The following is a 20,330-nucleotide window of genomic DNA, read 5'->3' on the forward strand; positions in this document are numbered from 1 at the left end:
TTTGTATTGTCGACGCCGCCCATTCTCGGTAGCGTCGGTGGCTGTGAAGCTGCGCGCCATCCCGTCCACGCTGGTGCTCGTCGACGGGACCGATCTGCACCACGACCTGATCGGCGCCGCACTGGCGCTGCAGGAGATCGTCACCGAGGCCGGGCTGCCGGCGGCGCGGGGCGTCGGCGTGCACCGCTTCGCCGATCCCATGCCCGCCACCGCCGAGGCCGACGTCTATGTGTTGTACCTGTCCGGGCCGCGGTTCGACCCGGCCGAGCAGCAGGCGCTCTCCGACCTGGTGGCCGCCGGCAAGGGCCTGGTCGCCATCCACGCCAGCAACCTGTTCGGCTTCGGCCCCGGCGGCATCGAGGCGGACCGCGCCGGTGTCGACCTGGTCGGCTCTCGCTACCTCTCGCACGGCGACGCCGGCTCCGAGGGCCGGTTCGAGGTGCGGGTCAAGGCCGGACACCCGGTCACCCGCCACCTCGGCGACTTCGCCATCGACGACGAGTACTACCTGATCGACTGCCGGCCCGACATCGAGGTGTTGGCCGAGCGGGACACCCCGGCCGGGCCGCAGCCCATCGCGTACGTGCGGGAGCACGGGCAAGGCCGGGTCTGCTACACGGCGCTGGGCCACGATCCCCGCGCCTGGGGCAATCCCTGGTTCCGACAGCTGGTCCGGCAGGCCGTGCTGTGGACGGCCGGCGTGCCCGAGCAGGACATCGAGACCTGGTCCACCCGCTGGCCGCTGGGCAACGGCCGCTTCGTCGACCGGCCGTCCACTTAGGACACGGTTGAGGGCGGGGTCCCGACCCGCGAGGGGCGGTCGGGACTCCACCGCCCGTCAGGCCGCCGGCGGCGCCGTCGAGTCGCGCACTATCAACTCCGTGGCCAGCTCCACGTGCAGCGCCTCCAGCTGATGCCGTTCCAGCAGCCGCATGAGCAGGGTGACGGCCATCCGCCCCATCTCCTCCAACGGCTGCCGCACGGTGGTGAGCAGAGGCCGCGTGGCACGGGCGAGGTCGATGTCGTCGAAGCCGGCGACCGACAGGTCCTGTGGCACGCGCAGTCCCAGGCGGGCGGCGGCGGACATGGCGCCGACGGCCATCTTGTCGTTGAAGCCGATCAGCGCGGTCGGCCGGTCGGGCAGGCCGAGAAGCTCGGTGGCCAGCCGGAAACCCTCCTCGGTGGTGGGTTCGCCGCTGCGGATCAACGCGGGCGGGGTGAGCACGCCGACCTCGGCCAGCGCGGCGGCGTGGCCGGCGCGGCGGGCGTCGGCGGCCAGCCAGTTGCCGGGGCCGGCGATGATGCCGATGCGGCGGTGCCCGAGCTCCAGCAGGTGCTGGGTGAGCCGCCGGGCGCCGGTGAAATGGGCGGCGGAGACGGCGGCGATGTCCCGGGGCAGGTTGGTGCGGGGATCGATGACGACAAAGGGAAAACCGGAGCCGCGCAGGGCCAGCAGCTGCTCACTGGGCTCGGGCGGCAGCAGCATGATGGCGCCGGCGACGCCGCTCATCAGCGACAGTCCGGGCAGCACGGCCTTGCGCTGGGCGGCTTCACCGGCGTTGAGCAGCAGGCGTCGGCCGTGCAGGTCGAGGGTCTCGGCCACCGAGGACACGATCAGTCCGAAGTAGTCGCTGAGCACGTACGGGCAGTGCACGTACACCGCGCCCTCGGCGATCCGGTTGCGGCGGGCGCGCGGCACGGGGGCGAGCCCGCCGAGGCGCTCGATGGCCGCCAGCACCAGGTCGCGGGTGGGCGGCGCGACGTCCTCGCTGTCGTTGAGCACGCGTGAGACGGTCGCGATGGACACCCCGGCGTCGGCCGCGATGTCCCGCACGGTGGCCCGCCCCCCGCCGCGCCTAGCCATTTGTTTCAGCCCCGTGTTTCATTTCGGCAGTCTAACTCCGCGCTCCGATTCAGGGCACACATTTGTGAACACCCGGTTCACACGGCGTTGACAGTGCCGAGGAGCGACTGCTTTGCTGTCCGCGCCGGCAATTGTTCCAGTTCTGTTCCATTTTGTTTCAGGACCTCGGGAGGGGCCGATGACGTCCCGTGCCACCGTCGTGGCGGCCGTCGCCGCGACACTCGCGCTCACCGCACCCTTGGCGGTCACCGCCGACGCTTCGCCCTGGACGGCGGTGTCGGTGTGGGAGACCACCGCGGACCAGAGCCGGTTGCTGACGCCGATGCCGGGCACTGCCTTCGGCCGCGGCGCGGCCGGCAGCCAGACCATCAGCATTGACCAGACCAGGAGATACCAGTCCATCTCCGGGTTCGGCGCGTCGTTCACCGACTCGTCGGCCTGGCTGATCGCCAACTCGCCGCAGCGGGACGCGATCATGACCAAGCTGTTCGACCCGCGCCGCGGCATCGGCCTGGACTTCCTGCGCCAGCCCATCGGTGCCTCGGACTTCTCGCGCTCGCTGTTCAGCTACGACGACGGGCCGGCCGACCCGAAGCTGGCGCACTTCTCCGTGCAGCACGACCAGGACTACATCCTGCCGATCCTGCGGCAGGCGCTGCGGCTCAACCCGCAGACCACGGTGATGGCCACGCCGTGGAGCATGCCGGGCTGGATGAAGACCAGCGGCTCGATGATCGGCGGCTCGGTCAGGACCGACGACCAGACACTTCGGGCATACGCGAACTATCTGGTGAAGTTCGTGCAGTCGTACCGAAAAGCCGGCGTGCCGGTGTCGCTGCTGTCGGCGCAGAACGAGCCCGAGTACTCCCCCGCCGACTATCCCGGCGCCACGATGACCGCCGCCGACCAGGCGAAGTTCATCGGCGACTACCTCGGGCCGGCCCTGCGTGACGCCGGGCTGCGCACCGGAATCCTGGCCTACGACCACAATTGGGACGACACCCAATACCCGTCCGCGGTGCTCGGCGACCCCCAGGCCTCGAAGTACACCAGCGGCGTGGCGTGGCACTGCTACGGCGGCAATCCCGACGCGCAGTCGGTCGTGCACGACGCCTACCCGGCCAAGGACGCGTACTTCACCGAGTGCTCCGGCTCGCAGTCGTCCGACCACGCCAACACGTTCTCCGACTCGCTGGTCTGGCAGACCCAGCACCTGATCATCGGCGGCACCCGGAACTGGGCCAAGTCCGTGGTGACGTGGAACGTGGCGCTCGACCCGAGCGGCGGCCCGACCATGCACTGCACCACGTGCACGGGTGCGGTCACTGTGGACAACGCCGCCGATTCGGTGTCCTACAACGCGGAGTACTACGTGCTCGGCCAGGCCAGCAAGTTCGTCAAGCCCGGGGCCGTGCGGATCGACTCGAACACGTTCGGCGCGAACAATGTCGAGGATGTCGCCTTCCGCAACCCGGACGGCTCGACCGCGCTGCTCGTGCTGAACTCCGACGGGGCCGCCGCGCACACGTTCACCGTGTCCGAGCACGGCCGTTCGTTCAGCTACACCCTGCCCGCGAAGGCGGTCGCCACCTTCACCTGGCGCTGAATTCGCTCCGGGCCGGGCGGGCGAAGCAACCCGCCCGGCCCCGACAGCGTCCGAGTACACAGAAAGAACTGTGCGATCCGCGCCTCGCGCGGGATGATCGAACAGTGGCTGTGTTATCGGAAGGGCGTGGCGTGATGAAGAGGTGGCCGGCGGCCGTTGTGGCCGTGACCGGACTGCTGGTGGCCGGGTGTTCCGGCGGGGCGACCGGCGGATCGGCGCCCACCAGCACCACACCCCCGCCCCCGCCGGCCAAGGTGGCGATCAGCCCGGCCGCCGACGGGCAGGCCGTGGCCACCGAGACGCCGATCAAGATCACCGCTGACGGCGGCAAGATCACCGACGTCGAGATCAGCGGCGGCGAGCACGTCACCGGCAAGCTCAGCGACGGCGACAAGACGTGGACCAGCACCGGCGTGCTCAACGTGTCGCAGACCTACACGGTCGCGGCCACCGCGACCAACGCCGCCGGCAAGGCCACCACCAGCACCAGCAAGTTCACCACCGTCACGCCCAACGCCGTCGTGCACACGCACATCTTCGAGGGGGAGAACTCCACCTACGGCGTCGGCATGCCGATCATGCTCACCTTCGACAAGCCCGTGCAGAACAAGGCCGCCGTCGAGCAGGCCCTGCAGCTGACCACCTCGCAGCCGGTGGTCGGGGCGTGGGCGTGGACCGACGACACGCACGTCAACTTCCGGCCGCGCGAGTACTGGCCGGCCAACACCAAGGTCACCTTCGACGGGCATCTCAACGGCGTGCAGATCTCCCCCGGCGTCTACGGGGCCGCCGAGCTCACCCAGACGTTCAGCATCGGCGACTCCATCGTGGTCGTCGCCGGCACCGCCACGCACCACATGCAGGTGTACAAGAACGGGCAGCTCCAGTACGACTGGGCGATCAGCACCGGCAAGCCCGGCCACGACACCCCCAACGGCACCTACCTGACCATCGACAAGGGCAACCCGGTCGAGATGAAGCCGTCCGACATCGCGCCCGGCGGGCCCGGCTACTACGACCTCAAGGTGCCGTGGTCGGTGCGCTTCACCTGGAGCGGCGACTACCTGCACGACGCCTACTGGTCGGTCGGGCAGCAGGGCACCGAGGACGTCAGCCACGGCTGCGTGAACATGGCGCCCGACGCCGCTCAGGCCTACTACGAGGAAGAGCTGCCGGGCGACCCCGTGACCATCACCGGCAGCCCGCTGGCCGGGCAGCCCGGCGACGGCTGGACCGACTGGTTCGACAACTGGGCCACCCTGCTCGGCAAGAGCGCCACCCACCAGGCCGTGCAGGCCGGCCCCTCGGGCAGCTCCCTGGTCGCGCCCACCTCGGTCGCCGCGTCCACCGCCGTCACGCCCGCCGGCATCTCCGCCGAGAACAACGCCCTCGCCTCGTAGGGCGAGGGCGCGGTTCAGGCGCTCGCCATCGCCAGCACGATGGTGGTGAGCAGGATGCCGCACACCGTGGAGGCGAACAGCATGCCGGCGAAGACCTTGCCGGCCGTGCCGAGCAGGTTCTGCACCGAGGACAGGATGCGGCCCAGCACGCGGACCACGACGATGAGCAGCACGACGCCGAGCCCGAGGGCGATCGCGAACATGGAGGACAGATCCGAGCTGTTCATGGCAACTCCCGGCGACTGCGGGTGATGCGGGTCAGGGACGGTGTGGGGACGCCCCGGCCGGCGAGGCCGGCCGCGAACCGGGTGAGGCGAGACGGATCCCGACCGGAGCGGGTCGCCGGCTTCCGTGGCGGGGCTCGTCGGGAGGCTGCCGTGCGCAGTAGTTCACCGAGTGGTTCATCATCCACCTCCTGAACTTCACCAAGCTCAGTCAACTTCAGTCTGAACTTAGTGAAGTACTAGAGTAGGGCGCGACCCGCAGGTGGACAAGAGGGTTTCGACACGCTAGTGGATGCCCTACATCGGTACACCTGGCGGATGGTGTACCGTGCCAGCTTCAGCGAGGTATGGTGAACTTAACCTGAAGGGGTTTACCGCCGTGCACCTGACCTCTCCCGCACCTGATCTCCCCAACCGCCTACGGGCGTTGCGGGAAGAAACGTGGCCCGGGCAGATCGTCACGCAGGCCCAACTGGCCGAGGCGTTCAGCGGGGAGCGGTCGACCAGCGTGCCCCTGATCTCCTCGTGGGAGAGCACCACCTCGCCCCGCACCCCACCGGTCAACCGGCTGGAGCAGTACGCCCGGTTCTTCGCCACCGCGAGGTCGGTCGAAGGCAGCGGGCAGCGGCTGCTCCCCTTGGCGGAGCTCACCGCGGTGGAGCGCGCTGGCTACGACCAACTGCTCGACGCATTGACCGCACTGCGGCCGAAACAGCACGTCATACGCGCAGTCAACGCGGTTATGTCATCGCAGCTGCAGAACGGTCTGTGGTACTTCCCCGACACTTACGACATCGTCATCGTCTGTGCCCGGCTACCCCGGGACCTGGTGCACTCCATGGGTTCCTACACGGACCCGAACGACCCCGACTACGTCGACCTGTACACGTACGCGGATCCCGACGCCCTGATCGAGCTGTTCGGCCACATCCGCGCGGTCAACTCAGTCAGCCAGGTCGACTTCAAACGGGCCGACCAGCTCGACCGGGACGACTACACCAAGCACCTGGTGCTACTCGGCGGCGTCGACTGGAATCGACTGACCAGAGAGCTGCTCCGGCGCGTAGATGTCCCTGTGGAGCAGACAACCCGGCCCAACACGGGCGAGCCCAGCGGCTTCGAGGTGACCGAGAACGGCAAGCGCATGTACTCGCCGGTCGTGCGTGGCGGCCAACTGCTGGAGGACGTGGCGCACTTCTACCGCGGCCAAAACCCGTTCAACGTGGCGCGAACCGTCACCATCTGCAACGGCATGTTCGGCCGTGGCACCTACGGCGCCGTGCGCGCCCTCACCGACGTCAAATTCCGCGAGCGAAACGACGACTACGCCCGTGACCAGCTGGAACGGCACGGTGCTTACAGCCTGCTGATGCGTGTGCAGGTGGTGGACGGAGAAGTTCTGACCCCCGACTGGACCGTCGCCGAGACTCGCCTCCATGAATGGCCGGAGGCCACCACTTGACCCACGCCATCACCGCGGCGAGCCTCGACCATCCCGTGCTGCACCATGGCTCGCACCGCAACCTGCTGACTCTGGTCGCCGAGCCCCGGCTCGGGACCTGCGAGGTCGACGCGATCATCGTGCCCACCTCGCGCCCGGCCGGCTACCTCCGCCGGGCCGTGGAACTGGCTGCCAAGCTGCGCTGCACACTGGTCACGCTGAACAGCCAGCACTCGCGGGCCAGCCAGGCGCGCAGTCTGGCCTGGTCCAGCGGGGTCGACATCGCGGCGGTGGACATGCGGGACGTCTCCCCCGCCTTGTTGCCGGCCTTCGGCACGACCTCGTTGTTGGCCGGCACGCCCTTCGCCCGTGGCACGGACACCAGCCGCAAACGCAACATGGGGCTGCTGGTCGCGCGATTGGCCGGGTGGAAGCACGTCGTTTTCCTGGACGACGACATCACCATTCCGGATCCCCAGCACCTCACCGACGCCGTGCGGCTGCTGCACCAGTTCGACGGGGTGGGTCTCACCGTCGGCGGATTTCCCGACAATTCCGTGGTGTGCCATGCCCACCGCGAGACCGGCGGCGTTCAGGACACCTTTGTCGGCGGCGGGGCGCTGGCCGTGAACGCGGCCTCCTGTGAGTCGTTCTTTCCGGACGTCTACAACGAGGACTGGTTCTTCCTGCTCAACGACACCCGGCTGCGCCCGATCGCCAAAACCACCGGGCTGGCCGTGCAGAAGCCCTACGACCCGTTCGCCAGCGAGCAGCGGGCCCGCACCGAGGAGTTCGGGGATGTGCTCGCCGAGGGCGTTTTCTGGCTACTCGACCAGGGTAAACGGGTGCAGGACGCGGACGAGGACTACTGGCGGAAGTTCCTGGCCAAGCGGCTCGACTTCATCAACGGCGTGTTGCGCCGGGTCGACGAGGCCGACGTGAGCCTGGCCGAATGTGAACGCATGAAATCGGCGCTGCGGGCCGCTCGCGGCCGATGCACGCTCATCACGCCGGACCTGTGCGTGCAGTATTTGAAGGCGTGGCGCACGGATCGCGGAAAATGGCGTCGCCACCTGGAGAAGCAGGAACGGACCTTCACCGCCAAGAATCAGGACATGGATGAGGTGCTTCTGATGCTCGGCATTTCTCAGCCGAGCAGCTTCACCAACACGGTGCATTCCTCCAGGTTCTCGACCAGGGTACCGTCCGCCAGCCAATCGCGCTGAACGCAGTCCACCCGGCCGAAGTCCCAGTCCTGATAGCCGAGTCGCTTGTAGAGCCGTTTCGCGCCCTCGTTCGACAGTTCCACGGCCAGGGCGGCCGACTTGTGCCCACGGTCCCGCAGGAGCTGCTCGGCGGTCTCGACCAGGCGGGTGCCGATGCGCTGGTTGCGGTGGCCCTCGAACACCTCAAGGTGGGTGATCAGGGGCGTGCCGGGCAGGTGCAGGCGGATCTCGGGCTCCTCGGCCGGCTCCAGCCACAGGTAGACGCTGCCGACGGCCACGGGCCCGAGCCAGGCGGCGAGCAGCAGGCCACGGCCGCCGGACTGCCGGGCCAGCCGGTCACGGACGTAGCCGTCCTGGTTGCCCGCCGCGCCGAGAGCCGGCGCTTCGCCGAGGCGCACGGGGTGTATCTCCAGGTCGACCATCACGTCCGACGGTAGGCGAGGCCGGGGCGCGCGTCACTGGTCCGACAGGGTGGGGCCCCGTCAGAAGACGATCAGGGCGCGGGGGCTGTCCAGGGTGCCGGCGGACAGGCGGGAGTAGGCGTCCTCGACGTCGTCGAAGGCGAAGCGCTGCACGTCGTTACGGAGAGCGCCGGCGGCGGCCAGGGCGATGACGTCGTGCAGGTCGGTGATCGAGGAGCCCTGGAAGGAGAAGACCTCGCCGTCCTTGGGCAGGGCACGGAGCAGCGGGGCCTCCATGCGGCCGCCGGCCGCGCCGACGAGGCCGAAGGCGCCGCCAGGGCGCACGGCGGCCAGGCCGGCGGCGATGGTGTCGTCGGTGCCGACGAAGTCGAGGACGGCGTCGGCGCCACGGATACCGTCGAGGGAGGACGCCGTGGCGTCCGCGCCGAGAGAGGTGGCGGCGGCCAGGCGCGCGGGGTTGGTGTCGACGGCGAGGATGCGGGCAGCGGTGAGCAGCCGCAGGAACTGCACGGCGAAGGACCCGAGACCGCCGACGCCTGTCACGGCCACGGTGCCACCGGGATAGATCCGCGGCAGGGCCCGGCGAACGGCGTGGTACGAGGTGGCGCCGGCGTCGGTTAACGGTCCAGCCGTTACGGGGTCGAGGGACTCCAGCGGGATGAGGAAGCGCTTCCCGTCGACGAGCACGTACTCGGCCAGCCCGCCGTCACGGCCGTAGCCGCGGCCGGCAAGACCGTTGGGGCAGGCGGAATCCAGGCCCCGCTGGCAATGCCAGCACTGCCCGCACGAGTTCGGCGACACCAGGGCGACGGCATCGCCCTCGGCGAAGCCGGTGACGCCGTCGCCGAGGCCGGCGACCCAGCCGGCGGCCTCGTGCCCGAGCGTGAACGGCGCGCGCCAACCGAGGCGCTTGCCCAGCGCGGCCGGCATGTGCGGCAGGGAGATGTCCGTGTGGCAGAGCCCGCAGCCGGCCACCTTGACCAGCACCTGCCCCGGACCTGGTTGCGGCACCGGCACATCCACGACCTGCGGCGGCGTGCCCCACTCGGTGATCCGAAATGCGCGCATGTCGATCACCGTACCGGGATTCGGCTCCCGGCGATCTGCTCCAACAGGGCCTTCGCGGCCGGCGCGGCGCTGGCGCTGACCGCCACGGCCAGCCGCCGCACGGTGCGCGGACGCAGGGTCCGGATCGCCACGTCGGAGGGCTGCTCGGGCAGGCCGACCGTGGGCAGGATGCTGACGCCGAGGCCAGCGCCGACCATCTCCACCACGGCGCTGGGCTCCCGTGCCTCGAACGCCACGTCCAGCCGCACGCCGACCTCGTGGGCCACCTCGTTGAACACCCGTGCGCAGCCGCCGGAGGACCGGATGAAGGGCTCGGCGGCCAATTCCTCATACGTGACAACGTCTTGCGCGGCCAGGCGGTGATCAGACGGCACGAGGGCGACCATCTCGTGGCTGTCCAGCTCGGCGGTGAGCAGGCCTGGCGCCGGCAGCGTGACCACCCCGGCGTCGACCACGCCCTGGTCCAGCCAGTCCCGCACCTCGCTGTCGCTACCTTCCAGCAGCCGCACCGCGACCCGGGGATGGCGCTGGCGGTAGGTCCGCAGCTGCGAGGCGATGAGCGTGCCGGTGGCGCTCGGCAGGCTGGCCAGCCGCAGCGTGCCGGTGACCTCGCCGGCCAGCGCGGCGACCTCCGTGTGGATGAGGTCGAAGTGCCGCAACGCTTCCCGCGCGTGCCGGGTGACGATCTCGCCGACGTCGGTCAGCTTCACGCCGTCACGGCAGCGGGTCAGCAGCGGCACGCCGAGCTCCGCCTCCAGCGTGGCGACCGAGCGGCTGACCGCCGGCTGCGACATGCCGACGCGGTCGGCCGCGGCGGTGAATCCGCCGTGCTCCACGACCGCGAGCAGGGCCCTGAGCTGCGACAAGGTCATCGTGCCCCCATACCCGGACGGTTATGCCCGCATACCAGACAAGCCATTTCACGGTCGGTCACCACAACCGTAGCGTTATGAACATGACGAGGCGAATTCTCATCACCGGGGCCAGCAAGGGCATCGGCCGCGTGCTGGCCGACCGCGTCGCGGCCGGCGGCGGCGTGCCGATCGGCCTGGCCCGGACCGCGCCGGCCGACTTCCCCGGCGAGTTCCACGAGGTCGACCTGCTCGACCGGGGCGCGACCGCCGACGCTCTGGGCAAGATCGGCGACGTCGACGCCGTGGTCAACAACGTCGGCTTCGCCAAGCCCGACACGGTCGGCGAGATCGACCTGGACGACCTGGCCTGGGCCCTGGACGGCAACGTCCGCGTGGCGGTCCAGGCGACACAGGCCGCGCTGCCGGCCATGAAGGCCGCCGGCTGGGGGCGCATCGTGAACATCACCAGCATCGTCACGCTCGGCACGCCCCACCGCAGCGCCTACGCGGCCGCCAAGGGCGCGATGGACGCCCTGACCATGGTGTGGGCGGGCGAGCTGGCCGGCAGCGGCATCACCGTCAACTCGGTGGCGCCGGGCCCCACCGAGACGGAGATGTTCCGCCGCAACACCCCCGTCGGCTCGCCGCAGGAACAGCGGTCCCTGGCCAACCTCCCGGTCGGCCGCATCGGCCGTCCCGAGGAGGTCACGGCGGCGATCTCCTTCCTGCTGTCCGAGGACGGCGGCTACACCACCGGCCAGATCCTGCGCGTCGACGGTGGCGGCAGCATCGCCGCCGCGCACCGCGGCCGTTAACGGATGGGCTGGTCGCCGAAGGCCGCCAGGAACTTGTCCCGGAAGGCGCTCATCGGCCACAGCGGGGCGTGCGGGCTCGGCTTGAGCCCGTCGGTCCAGCCCCAGCCGGCGACCCGGTTGAGCACCGAGGGGTCCTTGGCCACGATGCTGATCGGCACGTCGTGGTCGGCCGCGGTGCCGCTGACCAGGGTCCCCGGCTGGTGGTCGCCGAGGAACACCATCACCGTGTTGTCGTCGCCGAAGTTCTGCAGGTACGAGATGAGCGTGTTCAGCGAGTACTGGATGGTCTCGCCGTAGGCCTGCTGCACCTTGGCCTGGTCCGGCCAGACGTCCTTGACCTGCTTGCCGTTGGCCGCCTGCGGCCCGAACATCGAGCCGTCGCCCATCGAGTTCCAGTCCACCATCTGCGGCGCCGGCGTCCACGGCACGTGGCTGGAGATCAGGTCGATCTCGCCGAACGCCGGGCCGGGCTTGGTCAGCTCGTGCTGGCGGATGAAGTTCATCGAGTACTGGTCGGGCATGGTGGCGTAGGAGAACACCGGGCCCTTGTAGCCGACGTTGCGCGAGTCGTAGACGCTGTCGTAGCCGTAGAACTGGCTCTCCGGCACCCAGTCGCGGGTGTTGGCCGGGTCGTCGGCGAAGGTGCGCCAGCCGGCGTCGTTGAACGCGCGGGCCAGCGTGAACCGGTCGCCGTTGATCAGGCTGGTGTAGCGGTACTGGCTGTTGACGTCCACACCGGACTCCAGTGTGGAGTGGGCCAGCCAGCTGCCGCCGCCGAACGTCGGCGAGGTCAGGAAGCCGCTCTTGGCCGCGAATCCGGCCTGGGCGAGCTTCTCCGTGCCGTCGAGCACGGCGTCGATGGCGGGCGCGAAGCTGGAGTTCATCACCGCGGACCGGCCGTAGCTCTCCACGAACACCAGCAGCACGTTCTTGCCGCGCAGGCCGCTGAGCAGCTTGTCGTGGGGCTGGCCGACGTACGGGTCGGCCGCCACCTCGCGGGCGAACTCCCGCTGGTCGGAGATGTCCGCGCTGACCTGCCGCAGGTCGTTGACGGCCAGCGCGGCCGTGTTGCTGGCGGCCAGGGGTTGTCCGGCGGCGAGCTGCGCGCCGGTCGGGGCCAGCACGAGCCAGATCACCGCCATCAGCGCGACGCCGCGAAAGGCGCCGGTGCGGTGCTTGGCGACGTAACCGCCGAGGCGCGCGACCGACAGCGCGGTGAAGATGATCAGTCCGATCGCGACGACGATCACCAGCGCGGCGGCGACCCAGCCGAGGGCGTCGCCGACCTGGCCCTGCACGAACTCCAGGCCCGGGCCGAGGAACGTCCAGTCGTACACCGGGTCGAAGGGACGGTTGAGCGAGGCGTAGAAGCCCATGTTGGTCAGCTTGAGGATGGTCAGCACGCCCAGCAGGCCGCCGGCCACGATGCCGGCCGGCTTGCGCCACTTCGCCGGCAGCAGCAACAGCACCAGGATGCCGACCAGTCCCTCGACCGGGATGCGCACGAAGGCCAGCGGGGTCAGCTTGCTCAGGTCGTCCGGCGCCACCAGCGCGAACAGGACCAGCAGGAATGCGAGCACGGTGGCCGTGACGGCCAGGACGCGGCGCGCTGTCGACGGCGGTGTGCGGTCGTCGGTGCCCTCGTCGGGCTGCCGGCGAAGGCGCGTGAGGAGCGACAAGCCGAGGTCCTTCCCTGCGGTGGTGGCGATGGTGCCACTCCAGCACACGGCCCCGGCTCGGCTTCGGTTCAATCCCGCGTTCGTACGCCACCCGTATGTGCCGGATGCCCGAAATCCGTCAACAGTTGGACGTGGCGCAGGGTCGACGGCTCAACGCGTCGAACAGGACGCTGCGGAAGTCGGCGCCGCTCAGGGCCTGGTAGGCCTTGCCGCCGGTGGCCGTGGCGAGCCGTTGGAGCACGTTCATGTCGGCGTCGGGGCCGAGCCCGATGCCGATGATCTGGATCGGCCGGGTCGGGTCGACCTGGGTCCGCAGCGCGGCGACCATGCCGTCGAGGTCCAGACCGCCGGTGGTCTCGTTCTTGCCGTCGGTGATCAGCACCTCGGAGTTGACCTTGGTGGCGTCGTAGCCGTCGCGCAGCGTCTGGTAGGCCTGCAATGCAGTGTCGTACAGGGCGGTGTTGCCGCCGACCAGGGTGGGCAGCGTCATGGCGGCCTGTTGCAGCGCCTGCCGCTGCGGCGACCCGGTGGTCCTGCCGCCGAGCGGGCCGAGCGGCACGAGCTCGTTCGCGTGCTCGGCGAACGTCCACAGGCCGACGGATGTGGTGTCGGGCATCAGCGACATGCCGGCCAGAGCACCGTCACGGGCGACGTCGATGCGGGACTGCCCGTCCGGCATGGGTTCCGCCATCGAGCCGGAGGTGTCGATCACCGCCAGGGTGCGGCCGTCGAGGTGGATGACGTCCCAGGCCCGCAGCACGGTCGCCACCTGGGTGGTGGTCGGTGTCGGCAGCCGGTTCGGCGTGTCCATCCGCACGCCCTGCCGCATCGACCACGCCGCGCGACCGCCCGGTTCGCGGAATCCGGCTTCGCTCAACGACTTCGCCGTCGTGTCGGATCTCAGCCGGCGCTCGAACGCGTCCGCGGCGGCGCTCGTTCCGCCCGGCTCCGCGGCCGTGGACACGCGCACCACCGGGTAGTCGAACAGCACCGAGCCCTCGGTCGGGTACAGGGCGACGGCCGGCACCTTCGAGCCGGCGTTGTGCGCGATCACCGACTGCTCGGTCGCCGTGAAAAGCGGTGCGGTGGCCGGGTTCTTCGCCATCAGCTGGTAGCAGGTGTCGATGTTCGCCTGCGTCGAGTCACGCAGCCGCAGCAGGGTGGCGATCAGCTCCGGCGGCGGCGTCCCGTTCTGCGCCGGGGCCATGCCCTCGGCCAGGCCCAGCGTCGCGATGCCCTCGGTGTTGGTCAGCGGGTCCGCGATGTCCACCGGCACGTCCGGGTCCACCAGCCGCTTCCAGCTGACCGACGACTGCGGCCAGCCCAGCTTCGTCACCTCGTCCTGGCCGCTCACCACCACCAGCGGGGACGTCGCCAGCGAGCCCCTCGCACTGATCTTCGGCGTCACCCCCGGCACCGCCGCGTCCTTCTCCGCCGCCGTCGACGCCCAGAGCTGCGAGTCCGGTATCCACAGCGCCGGCGGGTCGATCGGCTTCGTCGGCAGCTCCGCCACCACGTCCGCCGACTGCTCGGCCACCACCTCGACCTTGACGCAGGTCCCGTTCACCGCCGCGTGGTCGCGCTCGAAGCCGTCCGCCGCCTGCCGGGTCACCTGCTCCATCGCCGGCGTGACCGTCACCCTCAGCGGCAGCTCCCCGCCGCAGGTGCGGGCCGCGTTGGTGGCATTGGCCGTGACCACGGCGCCCACTGCCAGCACTGCGACGAGCACCGGCAGCACAAACCGCCCGCGCCGTGAACCCCGCCGATGCCGACGCATGGCCTCGAACCACCTCCGGAGGGGATTGTTGGCCCTGGACGTGCGATCCGACACCGCCGGACGGCGTGGTCAGCATCCAGCCGACCGGGTCAGCGGTCCCGGATGGCGTCGAGCAACTGCCGGGCCCAGTCGCCGTCCTCGCCGTCGATCTCGATCACACGAGCGAGGTCGTCGGCCGCGCGGTCCCGCTCCCCCACTGTGAACAGGATGACCGCCCGGTTCACGAGGCCGTACAGGTAGTGCGGGTCCAGGTCGATCGCCCGGTCGAAATCAGCCAGCGCCTCGGGGAGGCGGTCCATTCGGCGCAGGGTCTCGGCGCGGGTGCCCAGGGCCCAGATGTAGGTCGGCCGCAGCTCGATGGCCTGGTCAAGGTCGCCAAGTGCCTCCTCGAACCGCTCGAGTGCCTGGAGCGTGGCACCGCGGCAGCCCCAGGCCCAGGCGTCATCGGGCTTGGCCGCCACCAAGCGGTCCAGGTCGGGCATGGCCTCGGCGTGGCGGCCCATGCGGCGGAGGGTCTCGCCGCGTTCGCCGATGTAGGTGACCACGCCGGGGGCCAGGTCGATAGCGGCCTCCAGGTCGGCAAGGGCGATGTCGAAGTGGCGATCGGCGCGGCGCAGAACGCCCCGCTCGGAATGGGCCAGCGCACGAGTCGCGGCCGGCAGGGAGTGGTCGTCGACGAGCAGGCCGATCAAGTCGAGGTAGGGCACCGCCTCGGCGAGTTCGGTGCCACGCCGGAGAACCTCCGGTGCGTCGGCGTCACGGCCGGCCTGGACGATCATCGGAACCCATTGCCGCGACAGGGATCGGCGCACCGCGAAGGCCTCGACCAGCCCCACGAGGGCTTCGGGCAGCGCGGCGGCGCCGTTGGCGCACAGGCGGTGGTAGGCCTTCTCCAGATCCGGGGCGTCGGCGGCCAGGGCCAAGTGCCGCTTGCGCCACTCCCCCGGCTCGCGGCGGCGCAGGACGCGGAGCATTTGCGACCGAACGACATCGTGGTAGCGGTAACCGTCGGCCTGCTCCGTGACGAAAGGCTGTTGCAGCAACCAAGGCAGGTGATCCGTCGAGCCGGCGGCGACCGCGAAGACCTCGGAGGAGAAGCGGCGAGGCAGGGCGCCATGGAGAGCGGCAGTTCGGCGAGCGGGATCGGGCTCCCACTTCAGGAACCGTTCCACGGCACTGCCGCTGGGGTCGCCGACCTCGCTCACCTCTGCGGGCCTCGCTTCGGCGAGCATGGCCACCAGGACCGGCAGCTTGCCGGACAGGCTGAGGATGACCTCGACGACCCGCTCATCGGAAACGCCGCGGGAGGTGAGAAAACCGCGGGCCTCGGCGTCGGTGAAGACGTCCAGGGGCAGGTCCGCCCGGATGCCGAGGTAGTCGCCCCAGCGGTTCAGGTCCAGGGGATGCTGGCCGGCCACCACCAGCACGGCCTCGGGCGGCAGGGTGCCGTGCTCGCCGGCCAACAGGTCCCGAAGCCACTGGTCGAGGAAGGGCGAGGTCCGCTCGTAGGTGTCGAAGAACAGGGCCAGCGGCTTGCGCAGCGACGTGAGATCACGCAGCAGGGCCGGGGTGAGCACCTCGGCCGGCGACATCACCAGTTGCACGTCGTTGTGGTTGCGGAGCTTGCGGGTCAAAAAGACCCGCAGCTTGTCGATCTCCTCGGCAGCGGCCTTGGCGTCGATGGGCTTGGTGATCGCCCCGAGCCCCGGCACCTCGCCCGCGACCCCGAGGCCGATCTTCACGGTGCCCCGGGTGAGCAGCGACGACAGGCCCTCGGGGGCGGTGGGATCGGCGTCCAGGTTCTGGCGGTGCTGCCGATACGCCGTCAGCCGCTTGGTGAACTCCTTGCACGGCCCCAAACCCGCCGCCAGCGCCTCCAGCGCGGACGGCAGGTCGTAGGCGGACTCGTCCACCTGTCCCGTGGCGAAGCCATGATCGGTGGCGACGCGGCGGAACTGCCTTACCAGGAACGACTTTCCGATGCCGGCGGCGCCGTGCACGCTGAACAGGAAGCGCCGGCGAGGGTCGTCCACGGGCAGCCGCAGGTTCTCCTCGAACAGGGCCAACTGCCGCTCGCGGCCGACGAACTCGCCGGCCTGCCGCCGGCGGATCAGTTCCTGCAACGTCAACGGGCGCTCCGACACCCGATGAAGCCTAGTGGCCGCTGAGCACGTCCGCGGGCACTTCGGCGTCGGTGCGCAGGGCCTCGAACAGGCGGGTGGCCTTGTCCTTGTTCCAGAGCACGACCGAGCCCGCGCCGGAGATGGTCGGCGTGCTGCCCACCGGCACCGTCGTGGTGACGAGGTCCTTGCTGGCCAGGGAGAACGCCAGGCTGGCCAGGTTCCAGACGTGGTCGCCGTTGTTGACGGTCAGCGCGCCGGGCACGCTCGACATCAACGGGATGATCTTGAACGGGTTGAACATCACGCCGGGGCTGGTGATCTTGGTGACCACCGCCGACAGGAACTGCCGCTGGTGCACCACGCGGTCCAGGTCGGCCGACGGCGTGGCCCGGGTGCGCACGTAGCCGAGCGCCTGCGCGCCGTCCAGGTCCTGGCAGCCGGGCTGGAGGTTCAGACCGGCCTTCGGGTCGACCATGGGCTTGTCGATGCACATGTTCACGCCGCCGATGTCGTCGACCACGTCGGAGAAACCGCCGAAGCCGATCTCCATGTAGTGGTCGACGCGCAGCCCGGTGGCGCCCTCCACCGTCTGCTGGAGCAGCTGCGGTCCGCCGAAGGCGAATGCGGCGTTGAGCTTGTTCTTGCCGTGCCCCGGAATGTCCACATAGGAGTCACGCAGCATGCTGACCAGGGTCGGCTTGCCGCTGGACGGCACGTGCAGCAACAGAATGGAGTCGGTGCGGGAGCCCGCGGCGTCGCCGGTGGCGAGCTGCTGCTTCTGCGCGTCGGTCAACCCCTCACGGCTGTCCGACCCGACCATGAGCCAGTTCGTGCCCGCGCCCGCCGCCGGGCGGCCGGAGTAGTCCTGGAGCGCGTCGGTCCGCTTCAACGAGAAGTCGGCATACACGAACACACCCAGCACGAGCAGGATCAGGACCACGACAACGATCCCGATGACACGCCCGATGCGCACCAGACCACCTCCGCTTTGTGGACAGACGTCAACAATAGGGACGTGTGGCGAGGCGCGCTGGTTGCGTTAGGGAACGCGCTGGGACAGAACCAGCGCGCCGGCCGCACCGAGGACCGCGAGCACCGCGCCCAGCGCCACGAACGGCTTGCTGACGTCGGCCTCCTGCGTCTCGTAGCCGATCTGCTGGCCGAGCGAGGCGTAGATCTGCTTCAGCTTGTCGCTGGTGTCGGCCTTGAAGAACTGGCCGCCGGAGATGTCGGCCAGCTGGTGCAGCGAGTCGTCGTCGACCGGCACCGGCACCTCCTGGTTCTGCAGCACCACCACGCCGTCGGTGGTGCCGTAGGAGATGGTGTTGATCGGGATCTTGGCGTCCTTGGACTCCTTGGCCATCGCGAACTCGTCGCGGCCCGCGGTCTGCTTGCCGTCCGACATGAGCACGATCTGCGCCGGCGGCGCGCCGGCCGAGCCGCCGAGGCCGCGCTCGAACTGCTGGATGGACTGCAGGGCCGCGGCGATGGCCTCGCCGGTCGCGGTGGCCGGCTGGAGCTGGATGGCGTCGATCGCGTCGGCCACCGGCTTGCGGGCCGTGGTCGGGCTGACGTCCACGGTCGCCGAGCCGCCATAGGTGACCAGGCCCAGGTTGACCCCGCCGGTCATGTCCTCCACGAACGACTTGGCCGCCGCCTGCGCCGCCTTGATCCGGGACGGCTGGATGTCCGTGGCGTCCATCGACGGCGACACGTCGATCACCAGCATCACGGTCGCCCGGTTGCGCGGCACCTTCGCTTCGGCCATCGGGCCGGCCAGCGCGGCGGTCAGCGCGAGGAAGGCGACCAGGAACATCACCGGCGGCACCATCCGCCACCGGTTCGGCCGCTTCGGCGCCACCTTGTCCAGCACGGCCATGTTGGCGAAGCGCACCACGTGCCGGCGGCGGCGCCTCGACACCCAGAAGTACGCGCCGAACACCGCCCCCACGCCCAACAGCAGCGCGAACCACACCGGCGACGCGAACGAATCGATCCCCACGGACCCTAGTGAACCGCCCTCAACGTAAAACCCCGGTACACGAGGCACATGCGGACCGCACGTGCCTCTGGGAGGCAACAACGACGCTCATGTGACATTCGAATGTGCTTGAGAGCGGGCCCTCGTCCGCGTCCACACTGCTCGCCACCACGAGCCATTACGGAGCGTAGCCGTACCGATGGCTGCAAAGCCGCGTTGAGACGGGCTCAGCCTTCAGTGGCCTGCCACTCCGCGGCTGACGGCCGCTGACCACCGGTCGCGAGGTACTCAACCACCGCCGCCTGCACGGTGGAGATCGGCACCTCGGAGTTCGGCGGAAACTCCGAGTCGGCAGTCACGTAGTAGTAGATGACCGGCTCGGCGTTGCTCGGCTCGACGCTCTTGCTGTACGACCCCCGGAAGTCGCCGTGCCCGGAGTATCGAAGCACGCCCTTGTCGCCGTCGACGCCTACGGACAGCTCCTGGCCCCACGGGTCGTCAGCGACGAGAACCGTGATCAACACGGCAGCACCGTCGGGGTACTTCTCGCGCACAGCGTCCAACAACCCGGCCACGTCATCGGCGCTGGCGACCACCACCGGATCGTCGGCGTGCTCGGCGGTGTAGTAGGCGTTCAGCGTCGCCACGGTGGCTTCGCCCCTCCTTGGTAGGTCTTGGTGAAGTCGTTCGAGCCATGCACGGTCAGTGTGGACCCCGACGGGAGCAGGACCGGCAGTAGGCCGTCACATCCGAACTGACCAGGACACGGGACGTTGTTGATCACCACGTCTGCTGACGTGACCCCGTTGTTGCGCATGTGGGCGGCCAGCTTCATCTCTACGTCAGAGGCACGCGTGGGCAACCCGGGAGCGCCGAGATCCTGAAAGGCCTTCACCGACTCGGCGTAGTCCTGGTCCTCACCGCTGACGATCTGGTGGACCTGGCCGTCAGGGCCGATCCACCGTCCGTGTGTCTTCGGGCGGGGTGCCCCGCGTTCGCGTCGCTCCCGGGGGGAGCACATCCGGCGGCAGCTCGTCGCGAAGCCGCCGGATCTGCTCGGCCGCTGGACGACCAGCAGGCGCGGCACGCGGTTGCTTCGGGCTGGCCGGCTTCTCCGTCGCGCCGCCCGTGGCCCCGCTGCCGACCGGGCCGGAGTGGTCGAACCGACCGACCTCCCGCCGGACACCGTCCGCGGCGGCGTGGACGGCGTCACGGGCCTCGCCTACGGTGGCCAGGCCAAGGCGCAACGCCCTGATCGACTCGTCGTCGTTGGCACCGGTCAGGGCCAGCGCCAGCGCTTCCAATGCGGCCTGGAGGAGCTCGTCGGCGTCGCGAAGGTGATCGGCGGCGGCGCCGCACGAAGTGAGGACCTCACGTAAGCGGTCGGTGACCTCGCCGATGCTGGCCACCGTCGCTCCCTTCCCGTGAAGGTCTCGCGTACGCAGTGTGCCAGCAGCGGGCTGGATCGCGTCCATACGGCCCGGCGCCGCCGACGTCCTCATGCTCGGACCCGAAGCCACACTGGCACAGGCTGGTCACGTGCGTTGCCAGGTCCGCCGCCAACGCGCGTTGCGCACCGAAACCGTGTTTCGGTGTGCCGGAGAGCGGGACTCGCGGGGGTTGGACACGCCGGAGGGCAGGCTCGCGGGGGTCAGCTGAGGCCACGGAGGCCGATGGTGGGGCTGGCGCGGCGGACCATGGCGGCGGGGTCGGTGGGCAGGACGTTGTTGAGGAACTCGTAGGCGTGCAGCTCGGAGGCGTCGCGGCGGCCGAGGTGGCGCCACCAGCTGGCGATGTCGTGCCAGCCGGGGGCCGACAGGGAGCCGCCGAAGTGCTGGACGGACAGGGCG

19 protein-coding genes and 1 pseudogene are annotated in these 20,330 nt (G+C 70.0%); 6 read left to right on the forward strand and 14 right to left on the reverse strand.

The genetic code is table 11. The annotated features are described in order from the left end of the window. The first annotated feature begins 43 nt into the window (after positions 1 to 43). Positions 44 to 781, forward strand: a complete 738-nt coding sequence (locus tag KUTG_RS06210; RefSeq protein WP_052394099.1) for a ThuA domain-containing protein — start codon at positions 44 to 46, stop codon at positions 779 to 781. A gap of 57 nt (positions 782 to 838) precedes the next feature. Here the strand turns inward: KUTG_RS06210 and KUTG_RS06215 are convergent, their stop codons facing one another. Beyond that, a complete protein-coding gene (locus tag KUTG_RS06215; protein ID WP_043715562.1) occupies positions 839 to 1,864 on the reverse strand; it encodes a LacI family DNA-binding transcriptional regulator in 1,026 nt (341 codons plus the stop codon). Between the two features lie 178 nt (positions 1,865 to 2,042). Here KUTG_RS06215 and KUTG_RS06220 point away from each other — a divergent pair, with 178 nt between their 5' ends. Further along, entirely contained in the window at positions 2,043 to 3,470 is a 1,428-nt protein-coding gene (locus KUTG_RS06220) for a glycoside hydrolase family 30 protein (RefSeq protein ID WP_052394101.1), read from the forward strand. A 134-nt stretch (positions 3,471 to 3,604) separates the two neighbouring features. Further along, positions 3,605 to 4,870 (forward strand): L,D-transpeptidase, encoded by a 1,266-nt coding sequence (locus KUTG_RS06225; protein ID WP_052394103.1) that lies wholly within the window; start codon positions 3,605 to 3,607, stop codon positions 4,868 to 4,870. Positions 4,871 to 4,884: 14 nt separating this feature from the next. Here the strand turns inward: KUTG_RS06225 and KUTG_RS06230 are convergent, their stop codons facing one another. Continuing rightward, complete coding sequence (locus tag KUTG_RS06230; protein WP_043715563.1) at positions 4,885 to 5,097, reverse strand: hypothetical protein; 213 nt, start codon at positions 5,095 to 5,097, stop codon at positions 4,885 to 4,887. 376 nt (positions 5,098 to 5,473) lie between these two features. Here KUTG_RS06230 and KUTG_RS06235 point away from each other — a divergent pair, with 376 nt between their 5' ends. Beyond that, positions 5,474 to 6,556, forward strand: coding sequence for a hypothetical protein (locus KUTG_RS06235; protein WP_043715564.1), 1,083 nt, complete (start codon positions 5,474 to 5,476; stop codon positions 6,554 to 6,556). Further along, complete coding sequence (locus KUTG_RS06240) at positions 6,553 to 7,761, forward strand: glycosyltransferase family A protein (protein WP_157494357.1); 1,209 nt, start codon at positions 6,553 to 6,555, stop codon at positions 7,759 to 7,761. Before KUTG_RS06235 ends, KUTG_RS06240 begins: the two co-directional genes overlap by 4 nt. Here KUTG_RS06240 and KUTG_RS06245 read toward each other — a convergent pair. The 3 genes from KUTG_RS06245 to KUTG_RS06255 are packed head-to-tail and all read right to left on the reverse strand — an operon-like array spanning position 7,683 to position 10,123. Continuing rightward, the gene (locus KUTG_RS06245; protein WP_052394107.1) at positions 7,683 to 8,183 is read right to left on the reverse strand and encodes a GNAT family N-acetyltransferase; all 501 of its coding nucleotides are present in this window, start codon (positions 8,181 to 8,183) and stop codon (positions 7,683 to 7,685) included. The genes KUTG_RS06240 and KUTG_RS06245 overlap by 79 nt on opposite strands. A gap of 60 nt (positions 8,184 to 8,243) precedes the next feature. Next, positions 8,244 to 9,251 (reverse strand): alcohol dehydrogenase catalytic domain-containing protein, encoded by a 1,008-nt coding sequence (locus KUTG_RS06250; protein ID WP_043728449.1) that lies wholly within the window; start codon positions 9,249 to 9,251, stop codon positions 8,244 to 8,246. A 5-nt stretch (positions 9,252 to 9,256) separates the two neighbouring features. After that, entirely contained in the window at positions 9,257 to 10,123 is an 867-nt protein-coding gene (locus tag KUTG_RS06255) for a LysR family transcriptional regulator (protein ID WP_043715595.1), read from the reverse strand. Between the two features lie 83 nt (positions 10,124 to 10,206). Between KUTG_RS06255 and KUTG_RS06260 the strand changes: the two genes are divergently transcribed. Next, a complete protein-coding gene (locus tag KUTG_RS06260; RefSeq protein ID WP_043728450.1) occupies positions 10,207 to 10,920 on the forward strand; it encodes an SDR family oxidoreductase in 714 nt (237 codons plus the stop codon). Here KUTG_RS06260 and KUTG_RS06265 read toward each other — a convergent pair. From KUTG_RS06265 to KUTG_RS60850, 9 genes and pseudogenes are all read right to left on the reverse strand, one after another. Continuing rightward, positions 10,917 to 12,599, reverse strand: coding sequence for a sulfatase-like hydrolase/transferase (locus KUTG_RS06265; RefSeq protein ID WP_052396532.1), 1,683 nt, complete (start codon positions 12,597 to 12,599; stop codon positions 10,917 to 10,919). The two genes, KUTG_RS06260 and KUTG_RS06265, sit on opposite strands and share 4 nt — an antisense overlap. A gap of 118 nt (positions 12,600 to 12,717) precedes the next feature. Then, positions 12,718 to 14,376, reverse strand: a complete 1,659-nt coding sequence (locus tag KUTG_RS06270) for a substrate-binding and VWA domain-containing protein (RefSeq protein WP_063753689.1) — start codon at positions 14,374 to 14,376, stop codon at positions 12,718 to 12,720. Positions 14,377 to 14,465: 89 nt separating this feature from the next. After that, positions 14,466 to 16,520: a tetratricopeptide repeat protein gene (locus KUTG_RS06275; protein WP_052394110.1), complete on the reverse strand. Its 2,055-nt coding sequence runs from the start codon at positions 16,518 to 16,520 to the stop codon at positions 14,466 to 14,468. A gap of 10 nt (positions 16,521 to 16,530) precedes the next feature. Beyond that, positions 16,531 to 17,472: an LCP family protein gene (locus KUTG_RS06280; protein ID WP_232240685.1), complete on the reverse strand. Its 942-nt coding sequence runs from the start codon at positions 17,470 to 17,472 to the stop codon at positions 16,531 to 16,533. A gap of 66 nt (positions 17,473 to 17,538) precedes the next feature. Beyond that, on the reverse strand, positions 17,539 to 18,501 hold the full coding sequence (locus tag KUTG_RS06285) for a VWA domain-containing protein (RefSeq protein ID WP_043715597.1): 963 nt from the start codon (positions 18,499 to 18,501) through the stop codon (positions 17,539 to 17,541). Positions 18,502 to 18,707: 206 nt separating this feature from the next. Beyond that, positions 18,708 to 19,127 carry an Imm1 family immunity protein gene (locus KUTG_RS06290; RefSeq protein WP_043715598.1) on the reverse strand — a complete coding sequence of 140 codons (420 nt, stop codon included), beginning with the start codon at positions 19,125 to 19,127 and terminating at the stop codon, positions 18,708 to 18,710. Further along, positions 19,115 to 19,501 carry a DddA-like double-stranded DNA deaminase toxin gene (locus KUTG_RS66005; RefSeq protein WP_157494358.1) on the reverse strand — a complete coding sequence of 129 codons (387 nt, stop codon included), beginning with the start codon at positions 19,499 to 19,501 and terminating at the stop codon, positions 19,115 to 19,117. The genes KUTG_RS06290 and KUTG_RS66005 overlap by 13 nt, the downstream gene beginning before the upstream one ends. Beyond that, positions 19,428 to 19,889 (reverse strand): hypothetical protein, encoded by a 462-nt coding sequence (locus KUTG_RS58055; protein ID WP_052394116.1) that lies wholly within the window; start codon positions 19,887 to 19,889, stop codon positions 19,428 to 19,430. Before KUTG_RS58055 ends, KUTG_RS66005 begins: the two co-directional genes overlap by 74 nt. Before the next feature lie 242 nt (positions 19,890 to 20,131). Further along, positions 20,132 to 20,330, reverse strand: a pseudogene (locus KUTG_RS60850) (carbohydrate kinase family protein); the annotation flags it as partial.

Origin of the sequence: Kutzneria sp. 744 (assembly GCF_000568255.1) — a bacterium.
Lineage (GTDB): Bacteria > Actinomycetota > Actinomycetes > Mycobacteriales > Pseudonocardiaceae > Kutzneria.

Excerpts from the sequence above, each read along its gene's own strand:
- KUTG_RS06215 (WP_043715562.1), bottom strand. The coding sequence starts at position 1,864 with ATGGCTAGGCGCGGCGGGGGGCGGGCCACCGTGCGGGACATCGCGGCC.
- KUTG_RS06220 (WP_052394101.1), top strand. The coding sequence starts at position 2,043 with ATGACGTCCCGTGCCACCGTCGTGGCGGCCGTCGCCGCGACACTCGCG.
- KUTG_RS06225 (WP_052394103.1), top strand. The coding sequence starts at position 3,605 with ATGAAGAGGTGGCCGGCGGCCGTTGTGGCCGTGACCGGACTGCTGGTG.
- KUTG_RS06230 (WP_043715563.1), bottom strand. The coding sequence starts at position 5,097 with ATGAACAGCTCGGATCTGTCCTCCATGTTCGCGATCGCCCTCGGGCTC.
- KUTG_RS06245 (WP_052394107.1), bottom strand. The coding sequence starts at position 8,183 with ATGGTCGACCTGGAGATACACCCCGTGCGCCTCGGCGAAGCGCCGGCT.
- KUTG_RS06250 (WP_043728449.1), bottom strand. The coding sequence starts at position 9,251 with ATGCGCGCATTTCGGATCACCGAGTGGGGCACGCCGCCGCAGGTCGTG.
- KUTG_RS06255 (WP_043715595.1), bottom strand. The coding sequence starts at position 10,123 with ATGACCTTGTCGCAGCTCAGGGCCCTGCTCGCGGTCGTGGAGCACGGC.
- KUTG_RS06260 (WP_043728450.1), top strand. The coding sequence starts at position 10,207 with ATGACGAGGCGAATTCTCATCACCGGGGCCAGCAAGGGCATCGGCCGC.
- KUTG_RS06270 (WP_063753689.1), bottom strand. The coding sequence starts at position 14,376 with ATGCGTCGGCATCGGCGGGGTTCACGGCGCGGGCGGTTTGTGCTGCCG.
- KUTG_RS66005 (WP_157494358.1), bottom strand. The coding sequence starts at position 19,501 with ATGTGCTCCCCCCGGGAGCGACGCGAACGCGGGGCACCCCGCCCGAAG.